The organism is Brevibacterium sp. SMBL_HHYL_HB1 (assembly GCF_018208375.1).
In the GTDB taxonomy this organism is placed as follows: domain Bacteria; phylum Actinomycetota; class Actinomycetes; order Actinomycetales; family Brevibacteriaceae; genus Brevibacterium; species Brevibacterium intestinavium.
The window spans coordinates 2,170,875-2,185,674 of record NZ_CP062936.1 but is presented as its reverse complement, the minus strand read 5'-3'; the positions used below and the strand labels follow the sequence as shown (position 1 = coordinate 2,185,674).

General features: G+C 57.8%; 11 protein-coding genes and 2 pseudogenes. 4 read left to right on the top strand and 9 right to left on the bottom strand.

The window, feature by feature from the left end; translation table 11 throughout:
- Window positions 1-244 precede the first annotated feature (244 nt).
- The 8 genes and pseudogenes from IG171_RS10140 to IG171_RS10100 form a co-directional block, all read right to left on the bottom strand.
- Window positions 245-976, bottom strand: coding sequence for a ribonuclease activity regulator RraA (locus IG171_RS10140; RefSeq protein WP_212127349.1), 732 nt, complete (start codon window positions 974-976; stop codon window positions 245-247).
- Window positions 977-1,163: 187 nt separating this feature from the next.
- Window positions 1,164-2,141: an MFS transporter gene (locus IG171_RS10135; RefSeq protein WP_212127348.1), complete on the bottom strand. Its 978-nt coding sequence runs from the start codon at window positions 2,139-2,141 to the stop codon at window positions 1,164-1,166.
- A 71-nt stretch (window positions 2,142-2,212) separates the two neighbouring features.
- Window positions 2,213-3,396, bottom strand: a pseudogene (locus tag IG171_RS10130) (IS3 family transposase).
- A 61-nt stretch (window positions 3,397-3,457) separates the two neighbouring features.
- Window positions 3,458-4,594: pseudogene (locus IG171_RS10125) on the bottom strand (IS1380 family transposase); the annotation flags it as partial.
- Between the two features lie 619 nt (window positions 4,595-5,213).
- Window positions 5,214-6,359 (bottom strand): FAD-binding oxidoreductase, encoded by a 1,146-nt coding sequence (locus IG171_RS10115; RefSeq protein WP_212127345.1) that lies wholly within the window; start codon window positions 6,357-6,359, stop codon window positions 5,214-5,216.
- Window positions 6,356-7,789 (bottom strand): sodium:solute symporter family protein, encoded by a 1,434-nt coding sequence (locus tag IG171_RS10110; RefSeq protein ID WP_212127343.1) that lies wholly within the window; start codon window positions 7,787-7,789, stop codon window positions 6,356-6,358. The genes IG171_RS10115 and IG171_RS10110 overlap by 4 nt, the downstream gene beginning before the upstream one ends.
- Window positions 7,786-8,937, bottom strand: a complete 1,152-nt coding sequence (solA, locus tag IG171_RS10105) for an N-methyl-L-tryptophan oxidase (protein ID WP_283091822.1) — start codon at window positions 8,935-8,937, stop codon at window positions 7,786-7,788. Before solA ends, IG171_RS10110 begins: the two co-directional genes overlap by 4 nt.
- Window positions 8,924-9,634, bottom strand: a complete 711-nt coding sequence (locus tag IG171_RS10100; RefSeq protein ID WP_212127342.1) for a GntR family transcriptional regulator — start codon at window positions 9,632-9,634, stop codon at window positions 8,924-8,926. The genes solA and IG171_RS10100 overlap by 14 nt, the downstream gene beginning before the upstream one ends.
- Before the next feature lie 249 nt (window positions 9,635-9,883).
- Here IG171_RS10100 and IG171_RS10095 point away from each other — a divergent pair, with 249 nt between their 5' ends.
- Window positions 9,884-10,630: a hypothetical protein gene (locus IG171_RS10095; RefSeq protein ID WP_212127341.1), complete on the top strand. Its 747-nt coding sequence runs from the start codon at window positions 9,884-9,886 to the stop codon at window positions 10,628-10,630.
- A gap of 54 nt (window positions 10,631-10,684) precedes the next feature.
- Window positions 10,685-11,035: a hypothetical protein gene (locus IG171_RS10090; RefSeq protein ID WP_212127339.1), complete on the top strand. Its 351-nt coding sequence runs from the start codon at window positions 10,685-10,687 to the stop codon at window positions 11,033-11,035.
- 1,250 nt (window positions 11,036-12,285) lie between these two features.
- Here the strand turns inward: IG171_RS10090 and IG171_RS10085 are convergent.
- Window positions 12,286-12,912, bottom strand: a complete 627-nt coding sequence (locus IG171_RS10085; protein WP_212127338.1) for a hypothetical protein — start codon at window positions 12,910-12,912, stop codon at window positions 12,286-12,288.
- Between the two features lie 255 nt (window positions 12,913-13,167).
- Here IG171_RS10085 and IG171_RS10080 point away from each other — a divergent pair, with 255 nt between their 5' ends.
- Complete coding sequence (locus IG171_RS10080; RefSeq protein ID WP_249204326.1) at window positions 13,168-14,241, top strand: IS630 family transposase; 1,074 nt, start codon at window positions 13,168-13,170, stop codon at window positions 14,239-14,241.
- Window positions 14,242-14,372: 131 nt separating this feature from the next.
- Window positions 14,373-14,720: an IclR family transcriptional regulator C-terminal domain-containing protein gene (locus IG171_RS10075; RefSeq protein WP_249203589.1), complete on the top strand. Its 348-nt coding sequence runs from the start codon at window positions 14,373-14,375 to the stop codon at window positions 14,718-14,720.
- The last annotated feature ends 80 nt before the right edge of the window (window positions 14,721-14,800 follow it).

The window sequence follows — 14,800 nt, the reverse complement described above, 5'->3', positions numbered from 1 at the left end:
TCGAATGTCGTCCCTCAAAGTTTGTGATTAATGGAAGTGCGAGCCCGTGCCAAGATGCCTTCGAGGAATTAGAGTGTCACTCAAGTTCTCGAATCGCCCAAGTTGAGTTCGTTGCTTTTCAAGTGTTTGCTTAACGGATGTCACTAACTTGAGATACACCTTCCGAGAAAGCGCCCGGGCCAGTTGCTGGTTTCAGCAGCCGTTTGGCCCGGGCGCTCTGCCGTTTAGTTAGTGAAACCTGTGGTTAGACTTCACCTTGGGCACGGTACTCCTGCATTGTGTTTTGGTCTGGAGGGTACGTGCCCCGCAGTGGGTTGCCCGCTTCGATCTTTTCTAGGATGAACGCCTCGAGCTTCTCCTGCTCCAGGGCTTCGGCTGCCACCTCCTCGGCGAGGTGCCGAGGTACGCAAACAACACCATCTCTGTCCCCGACGATAATGTCTCCGGGGTACACGGCGACCTCTGCGCAGCCGATAGGAACTTGCATGTCGACGACGTGATGGATGGCCAAATTTGTGCTTGCGGCCGCGCCTTTTGCAAGGGTAGGCAGATCAAGGTTTTCGAACCCTTCCGCGTCTCGTACCGTTCCGTCTGTGACGATGCCAGCAGCCCCTCGCGTCTTGAGCCGAGTTGCCAAGATGTGTCCGAGAGACGCTGCTCGTGTTTTGCCACGGGAATCAACAACGAGGACGGACCCGGCAGGGACAGACTCAACGGCTTTTCTCTGCGGGTGGTCGTAGTCCTGGAATATTTCGAGGACGTCGATGTCTTCGCGAGCGGGGATGCTGCGAAGAGTGAACGCTTCTCCAACCATCCGCTGATTAGCAGGGTTGAGCGCGCGCAATCCTTCGAGGTGCGAATTGCGAAGTCCCCGGCCAAACAGCTGTGTGGTTAGAGTTGCTGTACTCACGTGTTTGAACGCTTCTCGAGCGCTTTCAGAGAGTGGGCATGTAACTGTTTCAGTGATATCTTTCATCTGTTCTTTCCTGTCTGCGCGCCCAAATTGAATAGTATCTGACTATCCTGACGCAGGATCGTAGGGGTTGTATGGAGATGGTCTACTGAAGGGTCTTTACCTATCGAATTTCTAGACTGATTCCATTGATAATTAGATTTTCTGAGTCACCCATAGTCGATATTCTCAATCCCTGGTGTCGGCGTGGTTATGAACTCAATTGATGGTTCACTGATGAGTCTTGCTGACTGCGAGATTCTGTTTTGGCGTACTCAACTCCGTGGAGACCGTTGCGTTTATACGTGATTCGGTAGAGAACGGCGCTTGCAGCCAACAGCAGCGCAACGTAGACCGGGAAAACCCAAATGATTCCTTTCGACGCCAGCCATACGAGTATGTAGGAGGCTGTGCCACCGAAGACGGCTACTCCGACAGCATGGCCGATGCCGACGCTGGTCACACGACTGTGTTGAGGCACAAGGGAGCTGGTGACTGCGTTGAAGATTCCCATTGCGAAGGCCAGTAGGACGATTCCTGCTGCCATGACGACGGCGAGGCGGCCGCCTGATGGCCACATGAAGAGGATCACTAGAGTGAAGACGAACGGAATTGACAACCACCGAGACCACACAAAGGTTCGCCCGACGCCGAAGCGATCAGCGATATGGCCGGCGATTGGTGACATGATCAGGACACCAAGCGTCATTGCGGACGTCAGGCCGAAGATGAGAGTAGCGTCTTCGCTGAGCACTGACGCGGCGGCGCTAGGGACACCGGCGACCCATCCGTAATTCAAAACCTGAGCTCCACCAACAACGAGAATGATTGTGCAGATGGCAAGTTTGCTTTTGCCAGTTGAACGGAGTACGTCTCTCGACGACTGCTGGGGCTTCTCATTCGTAGTATCTCCGTGAAGAGACTCGGGGAGACCTCGTCTCATCCAGATGACGAAGAGTCCGATCAGTCCTCCGAAGATGAATGGGATCCTCCAGCCCCACTCGGACATCTGATCGCCTCCGAGGACCAGCGAACTGACGAATGCAACTGTGGAAGCTAGCAGGAGCCCGAACTGACTGAATGCCTGAAGTGTTCCGGCGTACCAGGCTTCCCTGCCTGGAGGAGCCACTTCGAGGGCATACGCGGCGAAAAGCGGTGCCTCAACTCCCATCGAGAGGCCCTGAATCATCCGTAATACGACGAGGAGGATGCCTGAAAATGGCCCGAGGGGACTGCTGAAGGTTTGGTTGACTCCGGGGTTTATGCCGCCAGAGCGACGACCTTGTGGTGAACAAGCTCGTATTCAACCGGGGTCAGTTTACCCAAACGTCGCTGTCGACGCTTCCGGTGATAGGTCCGCTCGACCCAGTGCACGATCACCTTCCGCAACCTCGCTCGCGTGTCCCAACGGCCTCTATCGAGGACGTTCTTCTGCAACACGGCGAAGAACGATTCCATCGCCGCGTTGTCGCCAGCAGCACCAACCCTTCCCATCGATCCGACGAGCCCATAGTGCCGTAAAGCGTGCTGGAATTTGCGGGAACGAAATTGCGACCCGCGGTCCGAATGCACCACGCAACCGGCCACAACGCCAGCCCCGCCGCGGCGGGCTACAGCATCGTCAATCGCTGCTACGGCCAGGCGCGACTTCATTCTCGAGTCGATGGCATAGCCGACGATTCTGTTGCTGAACACGTCCTTGACCGCGCACATGTACAGCTTGCCCTCACCGGTGTGATGCTCCGTGACGTCGGTCAGCCACAATTCGTTGATTGCCTTGGCCGTGAAGTCTCGTTTGACAAGGTCATCACACACTGGCGGGCCGGGCTTCTTCCCATGTTTCCGAGCTCGTTTGATCGTGTTCGAGAACAGCTCTTGCTGCGAGCACAATCGCCACACACGACGCTCTGACGCTTGCAGACCTGCGGCGTGGAGTTCATCGGCGATGAAACGGTATCCGAACTCGGGATCGTCCGTATGGACATCATGGGCGGCATTGATCAGGTGCGCCTCCTCGAGATCCCGGTCAGAGATAGGTTTCGCGCACCACTTGTAGAACCCCTGCTTGGTGAAGCCGAGCACCCGACAGGTCACTGCCACCGGCACCCCGGTGGCAGCAAGGTCGAGGACCAGCGGGTACATCATTTTGGGTGATGGCCACCGAGCTTCAAGTTCGCTTGCGAGAGGTAGGCGGCAGCCTCACGGAGGATCTTGTTCTCCCTCTCGAGCTCGCGAATGCGTTTCAGCGCTGCCGCCTGGGCGCGTGACTCCTCGGCATCACGGGAGGGCTCGAGTCCGTGCTCGCGTAGCCGCGAGTCACGGACCCAGGCTTGTAGGGCTGATTTCGAGATGCCGAGGTCGGCGCAGACCTGCTTCTGGGTCATCCCGTCGTTGATGAGATCGAGCGCTGATTGCTTGAACTCATCGGTGTAGATCTTTGGCATGACTTCTATCCTTCCTGGAATTTATCCAGTCGTGAAGTCAACCAAACCTTCAGCAGTCCCTGCGCAGTGTCTGGGCACGCACTTTGCTCATTCGTCCACCAACGAGCCCGGCAGCAGCCCGTAGCAGGTTGTGCGTGATCGCTGCGATCGCGACCCAACCGGCATTGGCGTTGAACACCCCGGAAGGCATATGCGCCAGCTCCCCGTTCTTCAACTCCGCATTGATCTGCTCGATGATCGCGTGCCTGCGGTGGACTTGATCAGCAGCGACAGTGTCGAAACGATCCCGGTCGATGGTGGTGAAGAACGCGTGGTACCGGTACAAGTCGAACAAGGGATCCTGTCCACTCGCGCGTTTGGTCTCGTTGAGTTCAGGGATGCGGCGGACGATCAAGCGGCCGGTGGCGTGCAGAGCTTTCTTCTTCGAGGTGAATGCGGTGAACGGGACCTCGGCGACTTCAGCCTTGCTGATCCAGGTCTTGGTCTCTTCGTCGTAGATCGCTTCGGGGTATTCGATGCCTGTCCATGCGTCGTCGCTGATTGTTCCGATCGCTGCTTTGACTTTCTTGTCCATGCGCACCGTGATCGATACATGAGCCCCGGCATCCCAGGCGGCTTTGGCCACTTTAGAGGAATAGTACGCCGAATCAGCACGCACCAGCACCGGGGCACCGGAGCCGATTCGGGCCGTGGTGGCCAGGGCATCAGAGACGAGTTTGTCAGCACCCCGGGCTGACGAGGTCGAGCCTTTGCGCAGGCGCTGACCGACGATGATCTGCCTGGAGTCGCCAGTCGACGCGGTGGCAAACAGTGCGTTGAGTCCGCGGCTGCCTTGGTAGCCGAACCCGGCGCCCTGTTTCCTCGCGGAGTGGACATCGATGATGGTGTCGTCGATATCGACGAAGATCATTGACGCCTGTGCACTGTCCTGGTTCGTGGGCAGCAGCGGTGTGTGCGCGTTGAGGTTAGTCAGAAAACGGGAGGAGAGCGCATCGAGTTGCCGGACGTGGCCGAAGGCGAACGAACGCAGGAACGACCCCAGGGTCGAGGGAGCGTAGACGCGGTCGAAAAGGTGTTTCATGCCGCCGTGGCGGAGGATGTTCATGTCATCGATCGAGTCGGCCCCGGCAACCATTCCCGCGATGAGAGTGGCCAGTTTCGGGGCCGGGTTCGCGCCCTTGTCAGCCCCGGTCGTCGTCCCATACGGCGAATATACCGGGCTAGCCCTTCGGTGGGTATGGATCCTTCTTCCCAACTGTATCGGTGTTGCGGATTTGGTTGTTGACTTTTCGGTGATCACGAACTTCGCCTCCGCCACTTCGTTGCGCTAAACCGCGAGCTGCGTCATGCGCTGCGGCTTGTGAGTCGAAGCGCGCAGCCGCCTTCGAGGCTACGGCCCGTTTTGCTTCGCAGCCTTGAGGACTTTTGTTGTACTGAACGTCGTAATCGGCCATCGTTGTCTCCCTACCTGTAGTACCTCTCATTGAGGTGAAATAGGTGTCTCACCCGGCAAGGACATGACGCTCTCGAAAACACTGGTCTGCGAGATATGCGGCCGCGGTACTGATACACCGTGCGGGGGAGGAGACACAGAATCGAGGTCGTGGGGCGTGCAGAAGTCGACAAGGGGCCTGCGGAGCCCCGCGCGTGTTGATCGCCAGCTTGTGCACTTCACAACCGCGGGTTCCGATGTCTACAAACGATCGAGCGCCATCGATATGCTCAATCCTCAATTGCAACAGTTTGAAAGGGAGACTGCTCAAAGTGTGAAGTGCCCGAGCGGTGTTTCGCACGAGCGTTCCACTATTGAATCCTGGTTACTGTCGACCGATGAAGTTCGTCGGTGAATCATGAGCGATACCTTCGGTGAACCGTGACGGCCGAAAAGCGCTGAGAAGCGGTGAACTGTCTCCGCGGACTTCATCCGCCACGAGTCGCCCTAGTATCGGAGCCATGGTCATTCCGCTATGAGTGACGAGCGAGTAAGCACGATGGTGATCATCCAGGTAGCCGACGATGCTCAAGCCGTCTTCTGGGAAGCTGCGTCCACTGAAGATGACTTGATTCACTAGGATGTGTTTGCCGAAGAGCGACTGAAGTTCGGTTTCCATGACGGCTTGGACTTCGTTGAGGAGCTCCGGGGTCTCGCCCTCTTCAGTACGAGCTTCTACTGAAGGAATTTGAACGAACATGCTGCCGTCGCGGCGGGGCCGCACATTGATCTTGTCCGAGATGATGATCCGGTTGAGAGCAACGTCTGTGGGAGCAGTGACACCCAGCAGACTGTGTGTACGTGGCCCGGGTTGAGAGAGGTCGGCTACGGGGAGCAGGAATTCCGACCGTTCTGCAATTACTCCCGAGTCTGCGCCGGCAGCGATGACGACTTGGTCGAAGGCCCGAGCGCTTCCTCCTGCGAACTCCGCTGTGGCTCCGTTCGCCTTTGTTTCGACACGGATGACTTCCGCAATTTCTGGTTTCACGCCAGCGTCTTCGAGGAAATCTTCGATGAGGCTGCCGAACGCTTCATTGTCTAAATGAGCTTCGAGGGGGAAGAACAATCCCGAATCTGTCGGCCAGTCCACTGCCGGTTCGAGCTCACGCAGTCGATCGGAGCCAATTCGTTCGACCGGATAGTCGAGCTCTGTCGATTCGGCATAGCGTTCGTCGTACCCGGTCGCGTTGCCTTCTGAGCTGTCGAACATAATGCAACCGTGCTGATGGAACCAGGTGCCGTGACTGGCGAACCGTTTTTGGAACTCTTCATGGGCGGTGATGCCGGCACGGTTGAGTCGGTGGTATTCGGCAGGGAGCTTGTGGTTGGCGTTGATCCAGGCGAATGAGCGGCTGCTGGCCTGTGCGTATGGTCCGGTTTTGTCGACGATAGTGACGTCATGGCCGTCATTGACGAGGTTGAAAGCAGCGGTGAGTCCGAGGACTCCTGCACCGACGACGAGAATCTTCATGAACGTACTCCTTCTGGGGAGAGGGTGCGGGCTTGAGGTTTCTTCACGGCGAGCATGATCAGGTAGGCGACGAGGCTCGCGATGATGCCGAAAACAGCATAGGGAATGGTGGTTCCTGCGATGTGGGCGATCGCGCACACGACGAGACCGGCAGCCATCGCGACGTATCCGACTGAAACGTCGAGTATCCACTTGTTGGTCATAACCATGCCGACGAGGAATGGCACGGCCAACATTGACGCGGAGTAGGCGTAGGTTGCGACGAGCCAGTTGAGAGCGGTGGGGAAGACGATGGCGAGGATCGCAGCAATTGCGGCGACAGCGACGGTGCACCACCGCGACATTGTGACAAGGTCAGAGGACGTGTCCTTGCTCTTGACGAACGCTGGCCTGAGGTCATTGACCAAGTTCACTACGACAGAGTGCAGTGCCGACCCGGTGGTCGAGACGATCGTGGCCATAAGGAACGCGCCGTAGACCGCGATGAGCCAGACCGGCAGTTGAGCGAGGAACCACCCTGCTGCCTGTTCGCGGCCGTCGACTCCGAATTGGTCTGTCATGCTGCGCACTGAGGCTCCGATGATGAGCGCATAGACACCGGAGATGACGATCAGAATGCTGCTGAGGTAGATGCCCCGTCGGGCTTGTTTGACGTTGCTGGCGGCGAAGATGCGCTGGTAGTAGAGCTGGTTGGTCAGGGTGCCTGGGAGGATGGAGAAAAGCCATAGCAGGATCGTCAGTCCTCCGGCTGCTGTGAGTCCGGTGGGCATGCTGGTCAGTTCGTCGGGAAGGTTATTCACAATGGTTGCTGGTCCGCCTGCGTTGATGACCGCGTATGCGCCGACGACGACCGATGCGATGACCATGAAAACGCCGAAGAAGAAGTCCGACCATGCGACTGAGGTCAGCCCGCCAGGGAGGACGAAGGCAATGGAAACGACAGCCATGATGATGATCAGGGGTGTGATCCCGATTCCGGTCACGGCGTTGAAGAGGTTGGCGAAGGCAATGAACTGGGTGGCCAGCCAACCGAACGGAACGACGATGACAGCCAGAGCGACGAGAGTAAGCATGAGTCGGTGTTCGCCGTAAAGCTTGGTGAACACCTCCGGAATGGTGGAGAAGCTTCTGCGTCGCAGCCATCCGGCAAAGATGGCGATGATGAGCAAACCGACGATCACGAAAAGCTCGTACCAGAAGACCGACACCCCCCAGGCATACGCGATTCCGACGTGGGCGACGAGAACGCCTCCGCCGACGGCGGTCGCGTATTGGGTGAAAGCGATGACGTAGAGAGGGAGGTTGCGGCCGCCGACGACCCAGGAGTCGTTGGATTTGGCCCTCTTGCCGACATAGAACGAGATGAGTGCGCCGATGCCGATGACGATGACAGCGGTCGCCGAGATGAGAACTGTGGTCCCAATGTTCATGACGAGCTCCGATCAAAGCGCTGAGAATTCATGATGGCGATCGCATCTGATGAGGTGCCCGTTTCGACGAAGTCGCTGACGATGGAGCCCATCATTGGTGAGAATTTGAAGCCTTGTCCGGACATGCCCACAGCCAGCACGATGCGTGAGTCGGCGCTTGAGGGGCCGACGATTGGCGCACCGTCGATGGTGAATCCTTCAGTCCACGTGGACACGCGGTAAGGAATGGGGTCGACCCCTGGCATGAGGCGGGCAACTGCGTGCTCGGTTGATTGGACGACTTCGTTTTCGATGAAACGGGGGAGGTCATCGACCGAGTCAAGAGTTTTGCACGCGAGATGGTGGGGAAGGATCTTGATTCCGAGTCCGTCGAGGGCAGGGAAGCAGGAGAATCCGCCTTCTGGATGTCGACGGATAGAAATCGGCATGTGTTCTGGCGTGTGCAACGGGACGTCTCGTGCTGGGAACCACATCGCGACCAAGCGCAATGCCTCGACGGTGCTGGAATCGAACTCGGTCAGTTCGTTCACCCATGGGCCGGTGGAGACGACGATCTTGTCAAACGCGTGAGCGCCATCAGCGGTGTCGACCATGACCGAGTGGCTCAGGGGGCGGATGTTGAGTACTCGGGAATAGGTCTTGAAGTTCGCCCCGAGCTTTTCCGCTTCTTTACGGGCGGCGAGGACAGCTGCTTCTGGGCGAAACACTCCGGCGACCGGGTCGAAGACACCGACTTCGTCGCTGTCGAGCCCGAACTGCGGGTGCCGCTTCGCCATCTCCTTCTGTGAGAGCACTTCATGGTCGAGATCCGCGGCCTGAGCACAGTCGATGACTGCCGCGACGTCTTCAATGTCGGGACTCCCAATCATGAGCCCTCCGCACATGGTCAGCACAGAGGTGTTCTGGTTCGTCTGGAGCTCTTGCCACTTGTCGAAGGACTTCCGCAGGATGGGCACATATTCCGGGCCCTCTTTGTAAATGGTCCGAAAGATTCGTGATTCGCCAGCTGATGCGCCTCGGTCGTTGGGGGAGTTCCACTGGTCGAACACAGTGACGTCGTATCCGCGTGTGGCGAGTTGCCAGGCGGTCATTGTTCCGATGATGCCGGCTCCGATGACGGCGATCTTCTCGGGTTTAGCTGTTATCAATTTGACTGACCTCCAAAGTCATATTTCGGGGGTGGATGTAGAACTCGGCGACCTCGATGATGGAGTCATCGACCAGATGGGTGGTGCGCTGTTGGCAGACGACTGGCTCCGAGGAAGAAATTTCGAGATGGCTGGCGTCGAACGTTTCCAGGAGAGCTGCCCTGAGGACGGTGTTTGCTCGTCTGATCCCAAGACCGAGAGAGTTGTAATAGGCGATCGTGGTCAGGTGCTCCAGGTTCTGCGAGAGGACTTCTGGCGCACGGCTGAGGTTGATGTAGCACCGTTCGAGGGCCAGTGGTTGACCATCGGCGCTGTATTTCATCCTCGTCAGCGAAGCAGTCGGCTGCCCTTTTGGGAACACGTTTCGACTGAGTGGAAATGATTCGGCTGAGGAGACTTCGACGCTGACGACTTTGTGGTCGCCGTCGACCTCGGGGCTGGTCAGTGAAGGATCCATCATCCGGAGAAGGTTGGTGCGCAGGCCGGTGGAGGCGACTACCGTTCCGGAACCGCGTTTACGAGAGACGAGGCCTGCTTCAACCAGGGCGTGCATCGCCTTCTGCACGGGGTTGCGACTCACGCCGAAACGCTCCATGAGTTCCTTCTCCGTGGGGAGTTTCTGCCCTACGTCGTAAAGCCCTCTGTGGATGTCAGCTTCGATGCTCTCGCGGATCTCCAGGTGCTTCGCAGTCGCCATACTGTGATGCTAGACACACGGATAAGAGATTGCAATAGATGGAAGGTAATTACTTTTGGGTGGCGCGATACGACGCAGCTGGAGCTCCAGTTCCGCGGTTTGCCGCCGTCGGCGAGAGGCCGGAGAAGGGTCCCACGAGGGAGGGAACTTCTCTCAGCGAACGGTCCCGTGTCTATTGACGAGTGTGTATGTCACCAGTAGTCTGTAACGATTTGCTAGCCATCATCGACCGTCAACGGAGGAAATCTGATGCCGCTCTTCTACGACTACAAGCGGTCAATACTCGGCGATGTGGAGTACGAGGCTAACCAGTCGATCCCTGTCCTCAATTGGCTGCGTTATCGACAGGTAGCGAAGGCGGCCGGTCGGGACGCCGACAGGGAAGCGATGCAGGCCGACCTGCAGGCAATCACTGATGCGGGCTTCCTTGCATCGGCAGATTCGATGAACTCCTTCTGGACGACGTATCAGCGTGCCCTCGATCTCTGGTATGGGGATTGGTGTACGGCAAAGCAGATCCCCGGTCTGATCGAACGAGTCCGCGGCGGAGCCTATGTCGAGGTCAATGAGATCTTCGCCGAGTTCGCGAAGCTCGCGCATGTACGCGGAAACTTCATCCTCGTGCCGCGGTACTTGCCCTCCGGGTACACAAGGTCACGAAGCATGAACACATTGCGAGGCGGCTTCCGCTCCAAGTGGCGTGACTACTGGGACCTCACGCTGGTTGGAATCAAGACAGGCGAGTTCGACGAATTCTTCAAACGGTCGCCACAGCATCCGGAGTTCGATCTTGATGCGCAGGGTGGGTTCGACGGTTACATCGATCGAAATGATCTGGATATGTACGTCGATACGCACGGGTCCGTGAAGCCATTGTGGCCCGGGCACCTCGATGAGGGGGCGAAAGCTCTGTCGCAGTCGAAGGAAGACGTTATGCACTTCGTTGAGAACGCGTGTTCGGTTATCCGGGAACGTGAGCACCGCCTGGCCGCGTAGGTGGGGCCCGCCGTTGGTGACCAACCACGAATCTGAAGAACGGAAGTGAGAGCTTTGGCCGAACAACTGAGTGGAACGACGCTGACCAACTTGAGGTGCACGAGCATTGCAGCACCGTCCCAATGGGAAGGCGATCTTGAAGACGCTCGATTCGTCTACATTCGGTATCGCCACGGCCGCGGCGCAGTTCGAACCGGAGACTCCGCCCAGGAGGCTCAGCAGGGCACCGTCGTATTGGTCTTCGACAGGGAACAGTCTCTGGAAGGCGATGATCCGCTGACTGCGATATCCCATGATGACGAGCAGTTTCACGATAGCTTTCTCAGTACTGACGACCTGCTTGTTCGACTATCCGCAGCCGGTATGAACGTGGAGAAGGTCAGAATAGTCTCGGCATCGGAGTGACTATGGGCATGTCTCCTTATTATCGGATTGCTGGCTTCTCGTTGTCACAATTTCGTCGTGGGCTTCAAACTGGCGGTGCTCTTGACGCGGGGCACTTTCCCATTGAACGCGAACGACCACTGGCAGGTTCGTGGTTTCCCCGGCGGGGCCTGCACGGAAGCGATTGATGGCCCAGGACCCGTGCTTGTCGCCTTGCTGACTGCGCTGGGCGACGTGAGAAAGGAGACCGACACGATGTCTGAGCTGACAGAGGCTTTTGAACACTGGTGCGAAGTGTGTGGGAAGACTGAGGTCATGACATCCGAGGAGGCGTACCGTACCGGGTGGGATTTCCCGCCTCGTATGGGGCAGTGGGGTGTCATCAGTCCACGTACCTGTGGAGCGTGTCCTATGAACCGCACCGTATGGTGGGCCCTGGCGATGGACGGATACGACCTGAAGCAACTCAGCCCTGAGCAGAGGACAGTCGCGGCGCGGATTGTGGCGGAAGGCCCGGGCGGAGAAGGGCCACCAGATGCACCTGACCGGTGAACGTAGACGCCTCTAGTTGCGACGAGTCGTGCAGGCGGCCAAGCTATCCGAGGACTGACCTCTTGGTTCAGCACTAATTATCGCGGGAATCCAGAAGATATGAGGCTCACTTACACGATATACTGACATTTAAGTTACGGGAACTACTTATGTTTATGCTTCTATAAACTCTATAAACTTGTATAAATGACTGGCGCGTTGCGCAGCAAGAGATTCGAACGGTTAGGACCTCGATAGTCCCTAGCTATCATCCACTATGTAACATGGGGACTCTAGGTGTACCGGCAAGTTTCCCGCTTGAAGCCATGAGGCTCGGGCTGCGAACGTCTACTGTTCCGTAGCTCGAGAATCTCGGCGTAGTTGTCGGGGGTGATCTTGTTCCGACGCCTCGCGTGACTGACTTCCATCCAGGTAGGCCCGTCGGGTGCCGGCGTAATCCAGTCATAGCCGTCAGTGAGAGGCTCGTCCGCGAACGGATAGTCGGCGATCGCCTGAATCATTTCGCTTCGGGAAATGGTTCCTGAGACGTAGTCGTCGAATATTTGTTGCGGTGATTTCATCTCTTCTCGTCTCTCAAAGATCGCTGATGGACAGATCTCTCGATCGCTCTGATCGGGACGTGTGTGCGAAATCGATGACCGGAGTGTGCTTGCGTAGGTTTCCTTCGCTGCCGACAACGTCGCAGTCGTTCCGCAGCTTCGGACTGAACTCAGCCCAGCTCAGCGTGTCAGCCACTCATACGCCTCTGCATTTGAGAGGTCCGAAGTCACGCCAGCGAATTGGTCGTCGAAGGCGTTTTCGGCGAGTGGGTCGCCAGGTCGTGGAGTCTCGATCTCTCGGCCGTCTTCGTCGTACTCTGGCTCCGGCTCTGGGATCCCAGAGATGACGAGCGATGTGAAGAGTCGTCCGTCCCCGAGGAGCTCACGCAGCCGGGCCTTCACCTCGACCCGGCGATTCTTAGCGGCTTCTTGCAGGAGCCCGGGTCCGGTTTCTGGATCCTCGAGCGAAGCATAACCGTGCCGTTCGCAGTAGCGGGCTACGTCGATGTCGGTGATGAATGGACGATCACTGCCCAGGACTTCGATCATGAGCTCGTCGTCTCCTTCGGTGCCCGCGTAGACATCTTGGAACCGTTCGTACAAATAGCCCAGCGCCACCAACGTGATGACGTGCGCCGCATAGTCCTCGTCAGATTCGTCGAGTTGTTCTGGAACGTCGCCGGCGCGGACCAGCGCAGCCCACGCCCACGGAATCCATCCGCGGTTATCTGAGTAGTCGATCCCTTTGATGACTGCATCGAATACGTCGGGGACCAGGGCGAGGTGTGGCGACTGTGTCTGTTCCATGACTTCCTCTCGTCGTTGCTTGTCTTGTCCTACTAAGAGTCGCAGGAGGCACTGACATAGACGTATCCATAGTGAATCGAGGTGCTCACTATCCAAAGTAATGTTGGCCAAGTTACAGTGAACGTTCCTCAGCCCGTTTGGGAAGGTAACTGAGGCGTCGAACTGCGTTGTGAACTGCCACCCCGTTCAGTTGGATTAGCGCTAGTGTCGCGTGTCGTTAGTTCCTGAATGGTTGTGTGTTTGCGAGAATTGGGTATGGCGAATTCTCCTGCTCCAGCACTTGTTCTACACGAAGGCGAAGAGGACCTCCTGCGGGAATGGGTGCGCTCCTCGACGATCAAGGCCGGCCTGGCCAAGCGGGCACGAATCGTGTTGCTGGCCGCCGATGGACTCGCGAACACACGCATCGCCGAATTGACCGGCGCATCCGTGGTGACCGTGCTGAAATGGCGGGCCCGCTATGGCGAATCTGGCATCGCCGGACTCGGCGATGATCCTCGCTCAGGACGTCCGAAACAGCTTGATCACTTCGATATCGTCACGACCACCCTGATGCCGCCACCGAAGAAGTACGGCGTCACTCACTGGTCATCGCGCCTGTTGGGCAAACACCTGAAGGTCGGCAACGCGACCGTGGCTCGGGCCTGGCGCGAGTACGGGATCCAACCATGGAAGGCCGAGACGTTCAAGTTCTCCACCGATCCCGAGCTGGAAGCGAAGGTCACCGATGTCATCGGCTTGTACCTGGCGCCTCCGGAGAATGCGGTGGTGCTCAGTGTCGATGAGAAGTCCCAAATCCAGGCCCTCGATCGCACGGCACCGTTGCTGCCGATGCGCATGGGTGATGCCGAGAAGCGCACCCATGATTATCACCGGCATGGAACCTCAACTCTCTTCGCCGCTCTCGAAGTCGCTACGGGACAGGTCACCGGCGCGGTGAAACCTCGGCATCGTCGGCAGGAGTTTCTGTCGTTTCTGCGTCAGATCGATCGAGCATACCCGGACCAGGAGCTGCATTTGGTGTTGGACAACTACGCCACTCACAAGACAGTCGAAGTGCGTCAGTGGTTGAATGAGCATCCGCGGTTTCATGTGCATTTCACCCCGACGTCGGGGTCGTGGCTGAACCTCGTGGAGGTCTGGTTCGGCATCATCGATCGCCAAGCGATCAAGCGTGGCGTGTTCACATCGGTGAAGGATCTCAACGCGAAGATTCGGGCTTTCATCACTGGGTGGAACAAACGCAAGCACCCCTTTGTGTGGACGAAGACGCCTGAACAAGTCCTCGAGAAAGCGAAACCTCAACCAATTTCAGAAACGCGACACTAGAGGCGTTGGCTGAACGGACTCAGGACACGATCCATCTCTCGGTCGAGGATGGTGAGTCGGTGCTCTATCTCCATAAGATCCCAGGTACCCGTGGGGCCGAGATGCGCTCACGGATCGGCCATAGGATGCCGATGACACGCACCGGTGTCGGCAAGGCGCTGTTGCTGGGACAGGATGACCGGTGGGAGCGTTTGTTCGTTGCAGAGAACCCTGGTGCGGACTCCGCTGCGGTGGATGCATTCGTCAAGCGGATGCAGGGCTACACCCGCGACGGAGCCTCACTCGATCTCGAGGAGAATGAGCCGGGGATCCGGTGTGTGGCTGCTCCGGTTCGGGACGGCAGCGGAGACATCGTCGCCGGAATTTCACTGTCGGCGACGCGTCCCTTCATGCCGAAGGATCGGATGCAGGCGTTGGTGCCGGTGATGAAGGCTGCGGCGAAAGAGATCTCAGTGAAGTTGGGGTATCGGCAGGGGTAGAGATGCGGGACCCATCTAATAGGCGTCGGTCATCCTCGACGAACTCGCGAATCGACGGTGATTCCTGCCGCGATTAACAC

What these genes read in the sequence shown, in the direction of transcription:
- IG171_RS10140 (WP_212127349.1), bottom strand. Translation starts at nt 976, where the DNA reads ATGAAAGATATCACTGAAACAGTTACATGCCCACTCTCTGAAAGCGCT.
- IG171_RS10135 (WP_212127348.1), bottom strand. Translation starts at nt 2,141, where the DNA reads ATGATTCAGGGCCTCTCGATGGGAGTTGAGGCACCGCTTTTCGCCGCG.
- IG171_RS10115 (WP_212127345.1), bottom strand. Translation starts at nt 6,359, where the DNA reads ATGAAGATTCTCGTCGTCGGTGCAGGAGTCCTCGGACTCACCGCTGCT.
- IG171_RS10110 (WP_212127343.1), bottom strand. Translation starts at nt 7,789, where the DNA reads ATGAACATTGGGACCACAGTTCTCATCTCGGCGACCGCTGTCATCGTC.
- IG171_RS10100 (WP_212127342.1), bottom strand. Translation starts at nt 9,634, where the DNA reads ATGGCGACTGCGAAGCACCTGGAGATCCGCGAGAGCATCGAAGCTGAC.
- IG171_RS10095 (WP_212127341.1), top strand. Translation starts at nt 9,884, where the DNA reads ATGCCGCTCTTCTACGACTACAAGCGGTCAATACTCGGCGATGTGGAG.
- IG171_RS10085 (WP_212127338.1), bottom strand. Translation starts at nt 12,912, where the DNA reads ATGGAACAGACACAGTCGCCACACCTCGCCCTGGTCCCCGACGTATTC.
- IG171_RS10080 (WP_249204326.1), top strand. Translation starts at nt 13,168, where the DNA reads ATGGCGAATTCTCCTGCTCCAGCACTTGTTCTACACGAAGGCGAAGAG.
- IG171_RS10075 (WP_249203589.1), top strand. Translation starts at nt 14,373, where the DNA reads ATGACACGCACCGGTGTCGGCAAGGCGCTGTTGCTGGGACAGGATGAC.